This window comes from Pseudomonas sp. N040, from assembly GCF_015637705.1.
Lineage (GTDB): Bacteria > Pseudomonadota > Gammaproteobacteria > Pseudomonadales > Pseudomonadaceae > Aquipseudomonas.
The window spans coordinates 544,375-560,923 of the sequence record NZ_JADOBE010000001.1; the positions used below are offsets into that span (position 1 = coordinate 544,375).

Consider the following 16,549-nt stretch of genomic DNA (forward strand, 5'->3'; position numbering starts at 1 on the left):
GGCCTATCGGGCTTTGACGCAGGCCATCTCCGGCGCATCGTAGCCCCAGCGGATGGTCGCCGTGCCCTGATGTTCCCAGAACAGCTCGTTCGGTCCCTCGTATCTGGCGCCGCTGGCGCTGACGGCCTGGTACATCAGCGAGGTGCTGTCGCCGCGTTCGGCGATCAGGGTGGCGGGCACGGTCTTGAAGAAGGTGACGATGACTTCGTCGGCCGGGTTGCCGTTGCAGCTGAAGGTGACCGGCCCGATGCTCTCAACCAGGCGGTAGCGGGCCTGCAGTTCGCTGATGCGCCGGACGTAGTTGTCCCTGACGCAGGCCGGGATGTCGTCGGCCTTCCAGCAGTCGTCGCGACCCTTGATCCAGCCGCGCTGGGTCGGCTTCAGATAGGCCGGGTGTTCATTGCCGGCTTTTTTCAGGGCGGCGGCATAGACCGTGGCCATTTGCTGGTCGAGCGCGGACAGTTCGCTGTTCTGGCAAACCAGCTCCTCGATACTGCCATTTTCCACCTTGCTGCAATCAAACGAAGGACCCTGGGCCATGGCGCTGCCAGCAGCGAGCAGCAGGCTGCTGCAAATCAGTAAAGGTGCATTCATCGAATCTACCCCTGCGAAGTTGCCGTTCAGGCCAGAAATTGCGTGCTGATAAAGCCCCAGACAATCGCGCCGACACCACCGACTTCAGCGACGATCAACAGCCAGATGCCCCAGGTGGTGTTGAAGTTGCGCTGCCTGAACTGGTTGTCGGTTTTGTTCTCCAGACCGAGCTTGGTGTACTGCGCAATCGCGATGGCGAAGAACAGCAGCGGTGCGCCGGTGATCAGCAGTTGCACGGATTCGCTGTACGGGCTGAATTTCAGCAGCTCGGCCATCACCAGCGCGGCAAAGCTGTACATCAGCGCGGCGCGGTGGGCGATGTCGATGTACACCGGGGCGCAGTGCTCGGGGCTGCGCATGATGCCGCGGTACTTCAGTACGCCGAGCAGCAGGCCGGCGAAGAGGAAAATGCCGGCGGCGGCGAGGGTCAGCTTGATGGCCAGATTCATGCGGCGGGTTCCTGCTCGGTGCGGTGTGGGTGGACGGTTTCAATAGTCGACGACACGGTCAACCTTGAGCTGCCAGTTGGCTTCGCCAGGCACCAGTTTGTACTGGATCTGCCGGGTGCCGCCGGTGGGTTGGGCATTGCTGTCGCCCTCGCGGTACAGCGGGAAGCGCTGCACCAGGACGCCCTCGACTGTGCGCAGCTCATCATGGCCCATGAAGCCCTTGCCAAGGGTCGGGTTGTCGGCCAGCGGCGGAAGATAGATTTCACTGAGCGATTTATTGTGGTTGGCCGAATAGGCCACCAGCGAAGCATAGGAGCCGCTGCCGGCCGAGGTGACATAGACGTAAAGCTCGGGTGAGCCATCAGCATTGATGTCGGCAACCTCGGCGGCAGTGACTGAGCCATCGATCTCGCGCTCGATCGGCGAGTTATCGATCGCCAGTCCCGATGGCACGATTCTCAGCTGGTTGAGCGAACCCTGATGGGTCGCGCTGACCTTGAAACTGATGCCATGCAGCGCCAGGGTCTGCTCGAACGGCGCGTTGGCGGCGTTGGCTGTGGTCGGCGAGAGCGAGACCTCCAGGGCGTAATGCAGGGTTTCATTGCGCCGCGCGGCACTGCGCATCAGGTACACCCGTATGCGGTAGGTGCCGGCTGTACTGAGGGTGTCGGCAAAATCATTGCCGGCACTGGAGCCAATGAAGATCGCCGCATCCTGCGAGCCGGGTGGCAGCAGGTTGAAATAGCCCGCCAGGTTGTCCGGCCGGAAGTGCACCTGCAGTGATTGCCCGGCGGCTACTGGCAGCAGGTAATCGACAGTCTGGTCACCCTTGAGGCTGCCTTTCAGGCTGGCAACGCCCTGATCCAGAGTGAGCGGCTCTTCGCGGATCTGGCTAGCGGCCATCAACTGACTGCTCAGCAGCACGCTGAGCATCGCCAGTGCCAGCCAGGATAAAGACTTCATTGCTTACTCCTTCGCCGCCCGGTAGATGCTGCGGCCCTCCTTGAAGGTTTCAAGCACCTTGATGTCCTTGATCTGCATCGGCTCGACCGTCAGCGGGTTGCCGCTGAGGATCACCAGGTCGGCCAGCTTGCCGGGTTCCAGTGAGCCTTTGCTCTGCTCGTCGCCATGCTGGCGGGCGGCGTTGAGGGTGATCGCCTGCAGCGCCTCCAGCGGCGTGATGCGTTCAGCGCCGCCAATCAGCACGCCGTTGCGCGAGATGCGGTTGACCGCGGTCCACATGACGAACAGCTGGTCCAGCGGGGTGACCACGAAGTCGGTGTGGTTGCTCGGGCGCAGACCCATGTCGATGGCGGTGCGCATCGGGCTGATGAAGTCGGTCTGCTGCTGGCCACGCAGGATCAGGTGGGTGTCGGCAAAGAAGTAGGTGTGCTGGGTGAAGAACGACGGGGTGATCTTGTACTGCAGGTATTTGTCCAGCTGGTCCTGGCGCACGAACTGGGAGTGCACGGCGGTGACGTGGCGGTCTTTTTCGAGGTCGCCGGCGGCGGCAAATTCGTGGGCACGCAGCAGCATGTCGATGGCGCCGTCGCCGTTGGCATGCAGGTCGAGCGGCAGGCCGAGGTCGTACACGCGCTTGACCATCTGGTTGAGCTGCTGCTGGGTGAAGGGCGCCACGCCCTTCCAGGCCTTCTCGCCATTCGGGCCATCGACCAGATAGGGCGTGGTGAACAGCGCCGTGCGCCCCTGCACCGAACCGTCGATGGTGATCTTCGCTCCGCCCAGCTTCAGGCGGTTCTGGTAGGTGCCGAAGCTGGCCGGGGGGTTGCTCTTGAGGATTTCCTCCAGCTCGGTGATGAAGGGGTAGGCGACGATGTCGATCTGGTTGCCGCCGGCGGCGCCGACCCGTTGCATCAGGGCCAGGTCGCTGGCATGGGTGGCGCCCTCGTGGGCGGTGGTGATCCCGGCCTGGGCATAGAGTTGCTGGGCCGCCTGGCTCCAGCTCAGCTCCTCAGCGGTGGTGGGTTTGGGCAGTGCGGCGAAGATCGGCAGATAGGCCATTTCCATCACCAGCCCGGCCGGCTCGTTGCTGCCGGGTTTGCGCGTGATGATGCCGCCGGGTGGCGTCTTGGTCGCGGCAGTGATGTTGTACTTCTTCAGCGCCAGCGAGTTGAGTACCGCACCGTGCATCGAGACATGCGTGACCATCACCGGGTTGTCCGGAAAGTCCGCATCCAGATCGTCGCGGGTCAGGCCGATGCGGCCGGGCATGGCGGTGTCGTCATAGCCGTAGGCGATGATCATCACGCCCGGCGCGATCTTGTGCGAGTCGCGGAATTTCTTCAGCTGGGCGAGGATGCTCGGGATGTCCTTGCCGGGGCCGGCCGGTGGCGGGAACAGGTTGACCTGGTTGGCCACGCTGAGCGCGCTGAAATAGTGGCTGTGCGGGTCGATGAAGGCCGGCGTCAGGGTCTTGCCGGCCAGGTCGATCTTTTGCGTGGCCGCTCCGGCATGGGCCTTTTCCAGCGCGGCGCGGCTACCGACTGCGAGAATCCTGCCGTCCTTCACCGCCAGTGCCTCGGCGGTGGGTTGGGCCGGGTTGACGGTGATGATGTTGCCGCCGACATACAGCAGGTCAGCGACCGTGGCGCTGGCGGTCAGCGGGGTCGCGGCAAGCCCCAGTCCAGTCAGTAGTCCGAGGGTCAGCAGTGTGCTTCTGGTCATGAGCGAAGATCCTTGCGCAAAGCGTGGCGTGGGTCGCAGTGGAAGTGCTGACACACTAGCCAGCGTCGCTTCGGCTGTCCATGTCCGGCCGAGGTTTGACGGGCTCGCAGTAGTAATACCCGGCTAGACTGCTGACTCTGCCACCCACGAGGATTACCCCATGCAAACCATCGACAAGAGCAAGCCGGTGATGGTCACTGGTGCCACTGGCTATGTCGCCGGCTGGCTGGTAAAGAAACTGCTGGACGAAGGGCTGACCGTGCATGCCATGGTGCGCGATCCGAACAACCGGCAGAAGCTCGCGCATCTGGACGCCATCGCTGCCAGCGCGCCGGGCAGCATCAAATACTTTGCCGCCGATCTGCTGCGCGAGGGTGCCTACGATGAAGGCATGCAAGGCTGCGAGCTGGTGTTTCACACCGCCTCGCCGTTCACCAGCAAGATCAGCGATGCGCAGCGTGATCTGGTCGATCCGGCGCTCAAGGGCACGCGCAACGTACTCGCCTCGGTGCAGCGCACGCCCACGGTCAAGCGTGTGGTGCTGACCAGCAGCTGCGCGGCAATCATTGGCGATGCCATCGACTGCGAGGCCTACCCCAACGGCATGGGCACCGAGGCGCAGTGGAACACCACCTCCACGGTCGAGCATCAGGCTTACAGCTACTCGAAGACGGTGGCTGAACAGGAAGCCTGGAAGCTGGTCGCCGGGCAGCAGCGCTGGGATCTGGTGGTGATCAATCCGTCGCTGGTGCTCGGGCCGGGACTGAGTGCCGATGCCTCCTCGGAAAGTTTCAACCTGTTCCGTCAGCTGGGTAACGGCAAGATGAAATCCGGGGTGCCGGACTTCTCCATCGGCATGGTCGATGTGCGCGATCTGGCGATTGCCCATTACAACGCCGGGTTCACCCCTGCGGCCAACGGACGCAACATCATCTCTGCAGAGAACTCGGACTTCCTCACCCTCGGCAAGATCCTGCGCCAGCACTACGGCGCTGCCTATCCGTTCCCGCAGAAGAACCTGCCCAAGTTCATGGTCTGGCTGGTGGCACCGCTGGTGGGCTTCAAGCGCAAGATGATCAGCCGCAACGTCGGCCACAAATGGCAGGTCGACAACAGCAAGGGCAAGCGCGAACTGGGTATCAGCTACCGGCCGATGGAGCAGACGGTGGTCGAGTTCTTCCAGCAGATGATCGACAGCGGCCAGGTCAAGGCCAGGGGCTGACAAACCTGCACGGGTTCCTGTAGGAGCCAGCTTGCTGGCGATAGGCGCATGCAAGAGCATCGCGAGCAAGCTCGCTCCTACCGACTATCTGCCCAGACTATTCGCTGCGCAGCGCCTCGACCGGCGGCAGGCGCGCGGCGTTGCGCGCCGGGGCGAGGCCGGCGGCCACGCCGATGAGCGCCGACAGCAGCAGGGCGGCCAGCAGGAACAACGGTTGCAGCGTCAGCGGGATGCCCGGCAGGGCCAGGTGCAGGCCGCCGAGCAGCAGGCCCATCAGCAGCAGGCCGAGCAGGCCACCGGCCAGTGCCAGCAGGGTGGCCTCGGCGAGGAACAGCCCGAGCACCTGCCGCGGGCTGGCGCCGATGGCGCGCAGCAGGCCGATCTCGGCGGTGCGTTCGGCCACAGTGGTGGTCATGATGGTGAGGATGCCCACCGCGCCGACCAGCAGGGAAATGCCGCCGAGCGCGCCGATGGCGATGCTCAGGGTGCCGAGGATGCGGTTCAGGCTGGCGAGCATGTCATCCTGGGTGGTCAGGGAAAAATCCTCGGCGCCATGCCGTTCCAGCAGCAGCTGGCGCATGCGCTGGCTCATCGCCCGCGAGCTGGTGCCGGCGTTGAACACCAGATCGATCTCCATCAGCCCCTCGCGGTTGAACAGGCCCTCCGCCCAGTCCACCGGGATGTAGGCGATCTCGTCGAGGTCGAAGCCGAGCAGCTGGCCTTTCGGCGCCATCACCCCGATCACCCGGAAGCGCGTGTCACCGATGCGGATCAGCTCGCCCAGCGGGTTGCGCCCGCCGAACAGCTCGCGGTGCAGCTTGGCGCCGAGTACCGCCTGGGGTGGCGAGCGGCCGTCACGCGCCGGCGGCAGGAACTGCCCGAGGCTGAGCTGGAAGCGCCAGGCCTCGAGCAACTGGTAGCCGGCGCCGATCACGTCGCTGCGGCGGGTCAGTTGTCCGAACTGCACGTCGGCATTGCCCTGGATGATCGGCACCAGCGCCTCCACATGGGCCAGCTGGCGCAGCGCCTCGGCGTCGGCCAGGGTCAGCGGGCGCACACTGCCAAGCAGGCCGCCGATCCCGCCGGTCTGGGTCTTGCCCGGGTGCACGGCGATGATCCGTGTGCCGAACTGCGAGAAATTCTCCAGCACATAGCCGCGCAGGCCCTCGCCGATGGCGGTGAGCAGGGCCACCGCGGCGATGCCGATGGCTACCCCGAGCAGGGTCAGCAGGCTGCGCAACGGCCGGCTGGTGAGCGCCGTGGCGGTCAGGTGGAAGCCGTCGGCCAGGCGCATCATGGCCGGTCATCCGCGCTTGTCTGCCGGCGTACATGCGTAGGGTGGGCTTCAGCCCACCAATACAGTTGTGCTGGGAGACGGTGGGCTGAAGCCCACCCTACGGTCAGGCGAGCGCGCGGGCGGTTCATGTCCGCGCTCCGGCCGGGCGCAGTGCGGCCACCGGCTCCAGCGCTGCGGCGCGGCTGGCCGGCAGCCAGGCGAACAGCAGCGCGGTGGCCATGGCCAGCAGCAGCGAACTGGCGCGCGCCCAGGCCGGGGTGTACAGCGGCAGCTGCCACAACCAGCGTCCCAGCCAGAGCAGCCCTTCGCCGAGCAGCAGCCCGGCCAGGCCGCCACACAGGGCCAGCAGCGCGGCCTCGCCGAGGAACAGCAGGTGCACCTGCGCCGCCGTCGCGCCGAGCGCCTTGAGAAGGCCGATCTCGGCGGTGCGCTGGTTCACCGCGATCCAGGTCACGTTCATGATCAGGATCCCGGCCACCAGCAGGCTGATCGCGGCGATCCCGGCCACCGCCAGGCTCAGGGCATTGAGGATGTCGTTGAAGGCGGCGAGCATCGAGTCCTGGCTGATCACCGTGACGTCTTCCTTGCCCTCGTGGCGTTCCTTGAGCAGGGCGAGGATCTGCCGCTTGCCGCTGGCCACCAGGCTCGGCCCGCGCACCTCGGCGAACAGGCGGAACAGACCCTCGCGGTTGAACAGCGCCTGGGCGTTGGCCACCGGGATGATCAGCGCCTCGCCGAAGTCGATGCCGAGTGATTCGCCGCGCTCGGCGAGGATGCCGATCACCCGGAAGCGCCGGTCGCCGGCGCGCAGCCATTCGCCCAGCGCCGGGCGGTTGCCGAACAGTTCGCGGCGCAGGGTATTGCCGATCACGCAGACCGCCTGCGGCTGGTCGAAGGCCAGCCGCGGCAGCAGCTGGCCCTGGTCGACGTCGAGCTGGCGAATGGCGAAGAAGTCGCGGCTGGTGCCGAGGGTGAAGGTCTCGCGGGCGCGGCCGGCGTAGCTGACTTCCATCAGCCCGGCCTGCAACGGCGCGACCCGGCGCACCTGCGGCAGGCGGGCCACGGCCTCGGCGTCCTGCAGGGTCAGGTCGCGCGGCGCCAGGCCGGTGACCGGCGGCATGCCGCCGGTGGTTTCCTTGCGCCCGGGCAGGACGATCAGGGTGTTGCGCCCGAGCATGGCGAACTCCTCGAGGACGAAGCCGCGCGCGCCCTCACCCAGGCCGGTGAGCAGGTTCACCGCGATCACCCCGATGCCGATCGCCAGCAACAGCATCAGGCTGCGCGAGCGGTGCCCGCGCAGCGCGCCGAGGCACAGGTTCAGGGCATCGGCGCTGCGCATCAGCCGGCGGCCTGCGGGTGGTCGCCGACGATCAGGCCGTCGCGCATCTGCAGCTGGCGCTTGGCGCGCGCGCCGAGCGCCGGGTCATGGGTCACTACCACCAGCGTGAGGCCATCCCGGTTGAGCTCCTCGAGCAGGCCGACCACCTCGCCGCCGGAGCGGCTGTCGAGGTTGCCGGTGGGTTCGTCGGCCAGCAGCAGGGCCGGTTGCATGACCATCGCGCGGGCGATGGCGACGCGCTGGCGCTGGCCACCGGAGAGTTCCGCCGGGCGATGGGCGATGCGGTCGCCGAGGCCCAGGCGCTCGACCAGCCCGGCACTGCGCCGCCGCCGTTCGGCCGGCTCGATGCCGGCCAGGAGCATCGGCAGCTCGATGTTTTCCAGCGCGGTGAGGCGCGGGATCAGGTGGTAGGACTGGAACACGAAGCCGATCCAGCGGCTGCGCAGCTCGGCCCGGCGCACTTCGTCGAGGCTGCTGGTGGCTTCGTCCTTGAGCCAGTATTCGCCGGCATCCGGCACGTCGAGCAGGCCGAGCACGTTGAGCAGGGTCGACTTGCCGGAGCCGGACGGGCCCATCACCGCCACATAGTCGCCGGCGGCGATGTCCAGGTCGACGGCATCCAGGCCCATCACGCGCTGCCCGCCGAGTTCGAAGCAACGCGTGACCCCGCGCAGGCGGATCACTCGGCGGGCTCCGGCGTGCCGGCGGCCGGGTCGGCGTCCAGCGGCCGCACGCGAGCGCCGTCCACCAGGCCTTCCTGGTCGAGGCTGACGACGATCCGGTCGCCGGCCTGCAGGCCGCTGCCGACTTCGGTCCAGCGCCAGTTGGCCAGCCCGGGGGTCACCGCGACTTCGCGCAGCACGCCGGCGGCGTCGTCGTAACGCAGTACCCGCTGGCCGTCGAGCAGGCTTTCGGTAGGGATGCGCAGCACGTCCTGGCGTTGTTCCAGCAATACCTCGACATCGGCGCTGTAGCCGGTCAGCAGGTCGACCCCGGCGGGCGGCTGGTCGAAGCGCGCCTCGATATCCACGGTGCGCGCCTGCTTTTCCAGATCGCGCACGAACGGCGCCATGCGCGTGACCTTGCCGGCGAAATGCTGGCCGCGCAGGGCGTCGAGGCTGATGCGCACCGGCAGGCCGACCGTCACGCGGGCGGCATCCACCTCGTCGATCGGCGCTTCCACGTACAGGCAGCTGTCATCGATCAGGTCCACCGCCGGCGGGGTGGGAATGCCCGGCGGCGAGGGGGTGACGTACTCGCCGAGCTCGCCGTTGATCTCGGCGACGATGCCGGCGAACGGGGCGCGCAGGGTGGTCTGATCGAGCAGGGCATTCTGCAGCGCCAGGTTGGCTGCGGCCTGCTCGATGCGCTGGCCGCTGGCCCGGCACAGTAGCTGCGCCAGGCGCGCGCGGGTCTGGGCCTGGTCGAGCTGATCCTCGGCCACCAGCTTGCGCTCGGCCAGGTGCTGCACGCGGTCCAGGTCGCGCTGGTCGAGCTGCGCCTGGCTGCAGCGCTGTTCGCGGGCGTTGTGCGAGGCGGCAAGGTTGGCTGCGGCTTCGGTCACCCGCGCCTGCTGGTCATCCTGGCGCAGGCGCATCAGCACCTGACCCTGGGCGACGCGCTGGCCCTCGCGGATCAGCAACTCGCTGACCTGGCCGCCGAGCTTGAACGACAGGTGCGAACGGCGGCAGGCCTTGAGGGTGCCGGCGCGGCTGTTGGCCACCAGGCTCTCCACCGGCCCGCTGCCGACCTCGACCAGCGTCACCGTCAGCGGCTGCGGCCGCTTCCACCACCAGCCGAGGGCGGCGAGGCAGGCGACGATCAACAGGCCGATGAGGATCTTGCGCATGGGTTGCTCCGTTGCGGGATGGTTGCTTCAGGTTAGTCCGTAGAATGGGTTGCAGCGCTGGTGCCGCTACTCAGCGAGGGCGTGAGTGCTTGCTAGCGCTGCGCTTGGCCCTTCCTGCGCACTGCTCGTCGATTCGCCTGCACGCCGCTCCTCGCGCATTGCATCGCCGTGGCCGGACTGCGACCATCGTGGCCCACTTCACGCCAGGGAATGTGCGCATGTCCAGCAGCCGAATCGAACGCATTGAACGGGAACAGCTGGTCTGCTGGCGGGTTACCACCGCCGGCGCCGAATTGCTGGTTGCCGAGCAGGGCGCCCAAATCCTAAGTTACCGCCGGCACGGCGAGCCGCCGTTGATCTGGCTCAGCGAACAGGCGCGCTATCTGCGTGGCCAGGGCGTGCGCGGCGGGGTGCCGGTGTGCTGGCCGTGGTTTGGCGACCTGCAGCGCAACCCGCCGGCAGTGCGCGCGATGGTGCAGGGCGCCGCACCGTTTCACGGCTTGGCGCGCAGCCTCGCCTGGCAGTTGCTGGAGGTGCTCGAGCAGGCGGGCGCGGTGCGCCTGAGCTTTGCCCTGGCGCTGCCCGACGGCCTGCCCGGTTGGCCGCATGCCGCCAGCCTGCGGCTGGAGATCGAGCTGGGCGAGCAGCTGCACATGCGCCTGACCACGCGCAATCTGGGTGCCGCGCCGCTGGCCATCAGCCAGGCGCTGCACAGCTACTTCGCGGTCAGTGACATTCGCCAGGTGCGTGTGCACGGGCTGGACGGCTGCCGCTACATCGAGACGCTGGATGACTGGTCCGAGCAGCAGCAGGCCGGTGCCGTGCAGTTTGCCGGGGAGACCGACCGCATCTACCTGGACCTGCCGGCGCGGCTGGAGCTGCACGATGCCGGCTGGCAGCGGCGGCTGGTCCTCGAGGCCAGCGGCTCGCGCTCGGCGGTGGTGTGGAACCCGTGGCTCGACAAGAGCCGGCAGCTGACCCAGTTCGCCGCCGATGCCTGGCAGGGCATGCTGTGCATCGAGACGGCGAATGTGCTGGACGACCATGTGCTGCTGCTGCCGGGCGGCGAGCATGTGCTGGGGTTGAGTTTGTCCAGCGAGGCGTTGGATGAGTAGGGGTGAAGGATTGTCAGGCCGTGGCTGATTTATTGGCTGCGCCGGGCTGATTATTGCGGTTGCTTGACGGCTCTGGTTTCGCCCTGCCGGTCGCCTTACTTTTCTTTGCTTGTGCAAAGAGAAAGTGAAGCGCCGTGCAGGGCGCAACCTGTAGCCCAAAGCCGAGGAAAACGCTGCGTTGTGACTCGCTGAAAATGCCAGCCAAAATGGCTTGCCAACCCCTCACAGATCCTCTTCCTGCACCAGCCGCACAGTGCGCGCGTCCAGCGCATAGGCCGCATCGGCCAGCGCGTTGCTGACCGGCTCGATGTTCAGCTGCCCCTCGACCCACAGCGGCGCGTAGATGTCCTCGAGCAGGATGCCCCTGGGGTAGCGCACCAGCAGGATCTGGTTCGGCGGCGGGGGCGGCACGTGGATGCAGGCGCCGGGGTAGGGCACCAGGAAGAACAGCGTGCTGCGGCCCTGGCCATCGCTTTCCAGCGGCACCGGGTAGCCGCCGATACGAATGCTCTTGCCCTGCAGGGCGGCGACGGTCCTGTTCGAGTACATCACCGCCGGCAGGTCCTGCGCCTGCTGCTTGAGCCCGCCCGGGCTGGTGAAACTGCCGTCGCCTTCGGGGCCGGCATGGCTGATTTCGGGCATGGCCTCGAGTGCCTGGCGGTCTGCCGGCGGCATCAGTTCCAGCCAGTCGGTTTCCGCCAGCTCGGCACGGGCCAGCAGCGGGAGGAGTAACAGGCAGAGCAGGAGGCGGTGCATGCTGGCTGGCTCGCGATATCGACGCGGTTCTGACCGTTGCGCAACGCGGGGGTTCCGCTGCCGGTGCCGTAAACGGCAGAGGCAGCGGAACGCCTCAGGCGTGCTGGTCGATCAGGGTTTCCAGGGCCATGATCTGGCGATCGAGGATGTCGCGGGTGACGCTGCGCAGGGTCACATGGCCGACCTTGCGCCCGGCCTTGAAGGCCTTGCCGTAGTGGTGCAGGTGACAGTCCTCGAAGGCGATCACCTTGCCCACCTCGGGCACGCTGCCGATGAAGTTGAGCATGGCGCTCTCGCCGACCTTGCGCGTGGCGCCCAGCGGCAACCCGGCGATGGCCCGCAGGTGGTTCTCGAACTGGCTGCACTCGGCGCCTTCGATGGTCCAGTGCCCGGAGTTGTGCACGCGCGGGGCGATCTCGTTGGCCTTCAGGCCGCCGTCCACTTCGAAGAACTCGAAGGCCAGCACGCCGACGTAATCCAGCTGCTTGAGCACACGGCCGACATAGTCCTCGGCCAGCGCCTGCAGCGGGTGGTCGCTGCTGGCGATCGACAGCTTGAGGATGCCGGTGTCGTGGCTGTTGTGCACCAGCGGGTAGAAGCGCGTGGCGCCATCGCGGGCGCGCACGGCGATCAGCGAGACTTCACCGGTGAACGGCACGAAGCCTTCGAGGATGCACGGCACGCTGCCCAGCTCGGCAAAGGCGCCGGTGACGTCCTCGGCCTTGCGCAGGACTTTCTGGCCCTTGCCGTCATAGCCGAGGGTGCGGGTCTTGAGCACTGCCGGCAGGCCGATGCTGGCCACCGCGGCGTCCAGGTCGGCCTGCGTCTGGATATCGGCAAAGGCCGGGGTCGGAATGCCCAGCTGCTGGAACAGGGATTTCTCGAACCAGCGGTCGCGGGCGATGCGCAGGGCTTCGGCGCTCGGATAAACCGGGACGAACTGGGAGAGGAAGGCCACGGTTTCCGCCGGCACGCTCTCGAACTCGAAGGTCACCACGTCGACTTCATCGGCCAGCCGGCGCAGGTGCGGCAGGTCGTTATAGTCGGCCAGCAGGTGCTCGCCAAGGGCTGCCGCGCAGGCATCCGGGGCCGGGTCGAGGAAGGCAAAGTTCATGCCCAGCGGGGTGCCGGCCAGGGCCAGCATGCGGCCCAGCTGGCCGCCACCGATAACGCCGATTTTCATGGTTCAGGCCTCGCGCGGATCGGGATTGTCCAGCACCGCAGCGGTCTGTTCCGCGCGGAACTGCTTGAGCGCCGCGTGAAACTCGGGGTGCTGGTGGCCGAGGATGCTGGCGGCGAGCAGGGCGGCATTCACCGCGCCGGCCTTGCCGATGGCGAGGGTGGCGACCGGCACGCCGGCGGGCATCTGCACGATCGACAGCAGCGAGTCGACCCCCGACAGCATCGACGACTGCACCGGCACGCCGAGCACCGGCAGGTGGGTCTTGGCCGCGCACATGCCCGGCAGGTGGGCGGCACCGCCGGCGCCGGCGATGATCACCTGGATGCCGCGCCCGGCCGCCTGTTCGGCGTACTGGAACAGCAGGTCCGGCGTGCGGTGGGCGGAGACCACCTTGACTTCATGGGGGATGCCGAGCTTTTCGAGCATCTCCACGGTATGGCTGAGAGTGCTCCAGTCCGACTTGGAACCCATGATCACGCCAACCAGTGCGCTCATCGTCTTGCCTCATAAGGGTGCGCCGGGATGGCGCGTCAAAAACCAACAAGCCACGCAGTGGGCGTGGCTTGTCATGTGGGGTTCAGGCCGCTCTGTGGGCAGCCCGGGGCCGCGCATTATAGCGTAAAGATGGCAGCGGGGGCCCAATGCGGCTACCGTCCATCAGGCGCCCCGCTCAATCCGCGCTCAACCACGGCCCAGACCGGCGTCTGGCGCGCTCGGAACCCTTCATGCCTTGGTGAATGACGGATGTTGCTGTACTCCAAGCTGACCACCCTGCACGTGGTGACCATGCTCCTCGAGCATTTCGCCGGCCATCCCGAGGCCACCCGGCAGGTGCTGTTGCATGGCAGTGGCATCCGCGAGACCGAGCTGGGCAACCCGGATGTGCGGATCACCCGTTTGCAGGAGCAGCAGGTTTGCCGCAACGGCCTGCAGTTTTGCGCCGAACTGGGCCTGGAACTGGGTTGCCGCATGCATGTGTCGGCCTACGGTCTGCTCGGTTATGCGGCACTCTCCAGCAACACCTTTGGCGAGGCCTGGGACCTGCTGCTGCAGTACCCGGCTCTGCTGGGCACCTATTTCCGGCTCGAGCTGGTAGTCGAGGACGAGCTGGCGTGGATCAGTGCCAGCGATTACTGCATCCAGGACAACCTGGAAGTGTTCAATGTGGAGATGTGCCTGGCCTCGCTCAAGCTGCTCTGCGAAGATCTCCTCGGGCGGCCGCTGCGGCCCAGTGCGGCGCAGTTTCGGCATGCTCCGCCGGACTATGCCGAACACTATGGGCGCAGCTTTGGCTGTGCCCGGCAGTTCGAGGCGGCGCGCAATGCGTTTGCCTTTCCGGCCAGCCTGCTGCTGCAGCGTCTGCCGCTGGCCGATCCGGTGACCAACGCGGATATCCGTGCCCGCTGCCGGCGCCTGAATGCCGAGTTCAGCAATCGTCAGCTGTGGCTGGAGCGGGTCCGCGAACTGCTGCTGGCCGATCTCGCCGCGCCGCCGACGCTGGTCCAGCTGGCGGTGCAGCTGCATTGCTCGCCACGCTCCTTGCGCCGCCATCTGCAGGCACTGGGTACCAGCTATCAGGGCCTGCTCGACGACATGCGCTTTACCCGGGCCAAACACTTGCTGGGCGAGCAGGATATGCCGGTTTGCCGGGTCGCCGAGCTGTTGGGCTTCAGCGAGACCGCCAGCTTCCGCCACGCCTTCCAGCGCTGGAGCGGCATAGCCCCCAGCCGTTACCGCGCCTGAGCGGCGGTTGCGGCCATGGAAAGTTGGCCACTTCGATCCCCTATTGGCCGCCGCCAGCATTCTTGTTGCGCCTGGAATGGGAGAAGAATCAGCCAGTCCTTCCAGCGGAGCCTGATTCATGCTGACTTACTACAGCGATGACCACCACCTGCATCACGGCAACAGCGAGCTGATCGACGGCAAGCTGATGCCCTGTTTCGAGAAACCCCAGCGCGCCGACTTCATCCTGCAGCGGGTCAAGGATCGCCAGCTTGGCGAAGTGCTCGCCCCGGACGATTTTGGTCGGGCGCCGATCGAGCGCATTCACAGTACGGCCTACCTGGATTTTTTCCAGGGCGCCTGGCAGCGCTGGCTGGACGAGGGCGGCAAGGGCGACCTGCTGCCCTTTACCTGGCCCGCGCGCACCCTGCGGCAGATCCTGCCGCGCGATCTGCACGGCCAGCTCGGTTATTACAGCTTCGACGGCGGCGCGCCGATCACTGCCGGCACCTGGCGGGCGGCGTACAGTGCCGCGCAGGTAGCCCTCAGTGCGCAGCGGGCGATCGCTGCGGGACAGCACAGCGCCTTCGCCCTGTGCCGGCCCCCCGGACATCACGCAGCCGGCGAGTTGATGGGCGGCTACTGCTACCTGAACAACGCGGCGATTGCCGCCCAGGCCTTCCTCGACCAGGGGCGGCGGAAGGTCGCCATCCTGGATGTCGACTATCACCATGGCAACGGCACCCAGGACATTTTCTATCAGCGCAACGACGTGTTGTTCGCCTCGATTCACGGGGATCCGGCGATCGAGTTTCCGTTCTTCCTCGGCTACGCCGATGAACAGGGCGAGGGCGCCGGTGCCGGCTGCAACTTCAACTATCCGCTGCCCGCGGGCAGTGCCTGGGATGCCTGGGGCGCCGCGCTCGAGCAGGCCTGTCAGCGCATCGCTGCATACGCTGCCGACGTGCTGGTGGTCTCGCTGGGGGTGGACACCTTCAAGGACGATCCGATCTCCCAGTTCAAGCTCGACAGTGCCGACTACCTGAGCATGGGCCGGCGCATCGCTGCGCTGGGCCTGCCGACCCTGTTCGTCATGGAAGGCGGCTATGCGGTCGAGGCCATTGGCATCAACGCGGTCAATGTGCTCGAGGGTTTCAGCGGCGCCTGAGCGGCGCCGTACACAACACGTCTTCCATCAACGCAGAGAACATGACAATGAACAGACTCCAATGTTTTGTGGGTGCTGCCCTGTGTGGAGCAACCCTGCTGGCCGGCTCCGCGGGCGCCGAAACGCGGCAGCTGCGCGTGTACAACTGGGCGGATTACATCCTGCCCGAAGTGCCCAAGACCTTTCAGGCCAACACCGGCATCCAGGTCACCTGGGACATTTTCGAGACCAATGAGGGGCTGGAAGCCAAGCTGCTGACCGGTAACTCCGGCTATGACCTGGTGGTGCCGACCAACAATTTCCTCGAGACCGAGATCAAGGCCGGCGCGTTCCAGAAGCTGGACAAGAGTCAGCTGCCGAACTGGAAGAACCTCGATCCGGGCCTGCTCAAGCTGATGTCCGCCAATGACCCGGGCAACGAGCATTCGGTGCCTTACATGTATGGCACCGTGCTGATCGGCTTCAACCCGGAGAAGGTCAAGGCGGCACTCGGTGCCGACGCCCCGGTGGATAGCTGGGATCTGCTGTTCAAGGAAGAGAACATCGCCAAGCTGCAGAAGTGCGGGGTGGCGATGCTCGATTCGCCTGGCGAGATCGTGCCGATCGCCCTCGACTATCTGGGCCTCGACCCCAACAGCACCCGCACGGAGGACTATGACAAGGCCAGCGCGTTGCTGATGAAGATTCGGCCGTATGTGCGCTACTTCAATTCGGCCAAGTACATGACCGATATCGCCAACGGCGAGATCTGCGTGGCCATCGGCTATTCGGGCAGCTTCTACCAGTTTGCCAATCGCGCCAAGGAAGCCGGCAACGGCGTGGTGGTCGACTGGCGCCTGCCCAGGGAAGGTGCGCCGCTGTGGTTTGACTCCTTCGCCATTCCGGCCAGCGCCAGCAATGTCAGTGAGGCCCATGAGTTCCTCAATTACCTGCTGGAGCCCAAGGTCATCGCGCCGGTCAGTGACTTCCTCGGCTATCCGAACCCCAACGCGGCGGCGATGACGCTGGTCAGTCCGGCCATTCGCGACAACCCCAACCTGACTCCGACTGCCGCCGCACAGGCGAGCCTGTACGTCCTGCAACCGCTGCCGAATAAAGTCGAGCGGATCCGCACGCGGGTCTGGACGTCCGTCAAGTCGGGTACCTGAGCCACCCGCCGGGGCCGCATCG

The 16,549-nt window shown here is 66.5% G+C and carries 16 protein-coding genes; 5 read left to right on the forward strand and 11 right to left on the reverse strand.

Features of this window, described 5'->3' with window-relative positions:
• Window positions 1–3 precede the first annotated feature (3 nt).
• The 4 genes from ISX93_RS02560 to ISX93_RS02575 are packed head-to-tail and all read right to left on the reverse strand — an operon-like array spanning window position 4 to window position 3,728.
• Window positions 4–594 carry an MliC family protein gene (locus ISX93_RS02560; protein WP_195777113.1) on the reverse strand — a complete coding sequence of 197 codons (591 nt, stop codon included), beginning with the start codon at window positions 592–594 and terminating at the stop codon, window positions 4–6.
• A gap of 26 nt (window positions 595–620) precedes the next feature.
• A complete protein-coding gene (locus ISX93_RS02565; RefSeq protein ID WP_195777114.1) occupies window positions 621–1,043 on the reverse strand; it encodes a hypothetical protein in 423 nt (140 codons plus the stop codon).
• A 39-nt stretch (window positions 1,044–1,082) separates the two neighbouring features.
• Window positions 1,083–2,006: a PliI family lysozyme inhibitor of I-type lysozyme gene (locus tag ISX93_RS02570; protein WP_195777115.1), complete on the reverse strand. Its 924-nt coding sequence runs from the start codon at window positions 2,004–2,006 to the stop codon at window positions 1,083–1,085.
• A 3-nt stretch (window positions 2,007–2,009) separates the two neighbouring features.
• A complete protein-coding gene (locus ISX93_RS02575; protein WP_195777116.1) occupies window positions 2,010–3,728 on the reverse strand; it encodes an amidohydrolase in 1,719 nt (572 codons plus the stop codon).
• A 160-nt stretch (window positions 3,729–3,888) separates the two neighbouring features.
• Between ISX93_RS02575 and ISX93_RS02580 the strand changes: the two genes are divergently transcribed.
• Window positions 3,889–4,950 (forward strand): NAD-dependent epimerase/dehydratase family protein, encoded by a 1,062-nt coding sequence (locus tag ISX93_RS02580; RefSeq protein WP_195777117.1) that lies wholly within the window; start codon window positions 3,889–3,891, stop codon window positions 4,948–4,950.
• 97 nt (window positions 4,951–5,047) lie between these two features.
• Here ISX93_RS02580 and ISX93_RS02585 read toward each other — a convergent pair whose 3' ends face one another.
• From ISX93_RS02585 to ISX93_RS02600, 4 genes are all read right to left on the reverse strand, one after another.
• Window positions 5,048–6,244 carry an ABC transporter permease gene (locus ISX93_RS02585; RefSeq protein WP_195777200.1) on the reverse strand — a complete coding sequence of 399 codons (1,197 nt, stop codon included), beginning with the start codon at window positions 6,242–6,244 and terminating at the stop codon, window positions 5,048–5,050.
• Between the two features lie 127 nt (window positions 6,245–6,371).
• Entirely contained in the window at window positions 6,372–7,586 is a 1,215-nt protein-coding gene (locus tag ISX93_RS02590) for an ABC transporter permease (RefSeq protein WP_195777118.1), read from the reverse strand.
• Window positions 7,586–8,269 (reverse strand): ABC transporter ATP-binding protein, encoded by a 684-nt coding sequence (locus ISX93_RS02595; RefSeq protein ID WP_195777119.1) that lies wholly within the window; start codon window positions 8,267–8,269, stop codon window positions 7,586–7,588. Before ISX93_RS02595 ends, ISX93_RS02590 begins: the two co-directional genes overlap by 1 nt.
• Entirely contained in the window at window positions 8,266–9,435 is a 1,170-nt protein-coding gene (locus ISX93_RS02600) for an efflux RND transporter periplasmic adaptor subunit (RefSeq protein ID WP_195777120.1), read from the reverse strand. The genes ISX93_RS02595 and ISX93_RS02600 overlap by 4 nt, the downstream gene beginning before the upstream one ends.
• Window positions 9,436–9,653: 218 nt before the next feature.
• Here ISX93_RS02600 and ISX93_RS02605 point away from each other — a divergent pair, with 218 nt between their 5' ends.
• Complete coding sequence (locus tag ISX93_RS02605) at window positions 9,654–10,550, forward strand: D-hexose-6-phosphate mutarotase (protein ID WP_195777121.1); 897 nt, start codon at window positions 9,654–9,656, stop codon at window positions 10,548–10,550.
• Window positions 10,551–10,772: 222 nt separating this feature from the next.
• Here the strand turns inward: ISX93_RS02605 and ISX93_RS02610 are convergent, their stop codons facing one another.
• The 3 genes from ISX93_RS02610 to purE form a co-directional block, all read right to left on the reverse strand.
• Window positions 10,773–11,306 carry a DUF3299 domain-containing protein gene (locus tag ISX93_RS02610; protein ID WP_195777122.1) on the reverse strand — a complete coding sequence of 178 codons (534 nt, stop codon included), beginning with the start codon at window positions 11,304–11,306 and terminating at the stop codon, window positions 10,773–10,775.
• A gap of 94 nt (window positions 11,307–11,400) precedes the next feature.
• Window positions 11,401–12,489, reverse strand: coding sequence for a 5-(carboxyamino)imidazole ribonucleotide synthase (locus ISX93_RS02615; protein ID WP_195777123.1), 1,089 nt, complete (start codon window positions 12,487–12,489; stop codon window positions 11,401–11,403).
• 3 nt (window positions 12,490–12,492) lie between these two features.
• Window positions 12,493–12,984: a 5-(carboxyamino)imidazole ribonucleotide mutase gene (purE, locus tag ISX93_RS02620; RefSeq protein ID WP_195777124.1), complete on the reverse strand. Its 492-nt coding sequence runs from the start codon at window positions 12,982–12,984 to the stop codon at window positions 12,493–12,495.
• 252 nt (window positions 12,985–13,236) lie between these two features.
• Between purE and ISX93_RS02625 the strand changes: the two genes are divergently transcribed.
• The 3 genes from ISX93_RS02625 to ISX93_RS02635 all read left to right on the forward strand — a co-directional run bounded on the left by ISX93_RS02625 (window position 13,237) and on the right by ISX93_RS02635 (window position 16,527).
• Window positions 13,237–14,232 (forward strand): AraC family transcriptional regulator, encoded by a 996-nt coding sequence (locus ISX93_RS02625; RefSeq protein WP_195777201.1) that lies wholly within the window; start codon window positions 13,237–13,239, stop codon window positions 14,230–14,232.
• Window positions 14,233–14,350: 118 nt separating this feature from the next.
• Window positions 14,351–15,379 carry a histone deacetylase family protein gene (locus tag ISX93_RS02630; RefSeq protein ID WP_195777125.1) on the forward strand — a complete coding sequence of 343 codons (1,029 nt, stop codon included), beginning with the start codon at window positions 14,351–14,353 and terminating at the stop codon, window positions 15,377–15,379.
• Window positions 15,380–15,426: 47 nt separating this feature from the next.
• On the forward strand, window positions 15,427–16,527 hold the full coding sequence (locus ISX93_RS02635; protein WP_195777126.1) for a polyamine ABC transporter substrate-binding protein: 1,101 nt from the start codon (window positions 15,427–15,429) through the stop codon (window positions 16,525–16,527).
• Window positions 16,528–16,549 lie beyond the last annotated feature (22 nt).

Bases quoted from the DNA above. Each gene is read 5' to 3' on its own strand.
- ISX93_RS02600 (WP_195777120.1), bottom strand. From the start codon at position 9,435: ATGCGCAAGATCCTCATCGGCCTGTTGATCGTCGCCTGCCTCGCCGCC.
- purE (WP_195777124.1), bottom strand. From the start codon at position 12,984: ATGAGCGCACTGGTTGGCGTGATCATGGGTTCCAAGTCGGACTGGAGC.
- ISX93_RS02610 (WP_195777122.1), bottom strand. From the start codon at position 11,306: ATGCACCGCCTCCTGCTCTGCCTGTTACTCCTCCCGCTGCTGGCCCGT.
- ISX93_RS02590 (WP_195777118.1), bottom strand. From the start codon at position 7,586: ATGCGCAGCGCCGATGCCCTGAACCTGTGCCTCGGCGCGCTGCGCGGG.
- ISX93_RS02635 (WP_195777126.1), top strand. From the start codon at position 15,427: ATGAACAGACTCCAATGTTTTGTGGGTGCTGCCCTGTGTGGAGCAACC.
- ISX93_RS02570 (WP_195777115.1), bottom strand. From the start codon at position 2,006: ATGAAGTCTTTATCCTGGCTGGCACTGGCGATGCTCAGCGTGCTGCTG.
- ISX93_RS02605 (WP_195777121.1), top strand. From the start codon at position 9,654: ATGTCCAGCAGCCGAATCGAACGCATTGAACGGGAACAGCTGGTCTGC.
- ISX93_RS02560 (WP_195777113.1), bottom strand. From the start codon at position 594: ATGAATGCACCTTTACTGATTTGCAGCAGCCTGCTGCTCGCTGCTGGC.
- ISX93_RS02565 (WP_195777114.1), bottom strand. From the start codon at position 1,043: ATGAATCTGGCCATCAAGCTGACCCTCGCCGCCGCCGGCATTTTCCTC.
- ISX93_RS02615 (WP_195777123.1), bottom strand. From the start codon at position 12,489: ATGAAAATCGGCGTTATCGGTGGCGGCCAGCTGGGCCGCATGCTGGCC.
- ISX93_RS02630 (WP_195777125.1), top strand. From the start codon at position 14,351: ATGCTGACTTACTACAGCGATGACCACCACCTGCATCACGGCAACAGC.
- ISX93_RS02580 (WP_195777117.1), top strand. From the start codon at position 3,889: ATGCAAACCATCGACAAGAGCAAGCCGGTGATGGTCACTGGTGCCACT.
- ISX93_RS02575 (WP_195777116.1), bottom strand. From the start codon at position 3,728: ATGACCAGAAGCACACTGCTGACCCTCGGACTACTGACTGGACTGGGG.
- ISX93_RS02585 (WP_195777200.1), bottom strand. From the start codon at position 6,244: ATGCGCCTGGCCGACGGCTTCCACCTGACCGCCACGGCGCTCACCAGC.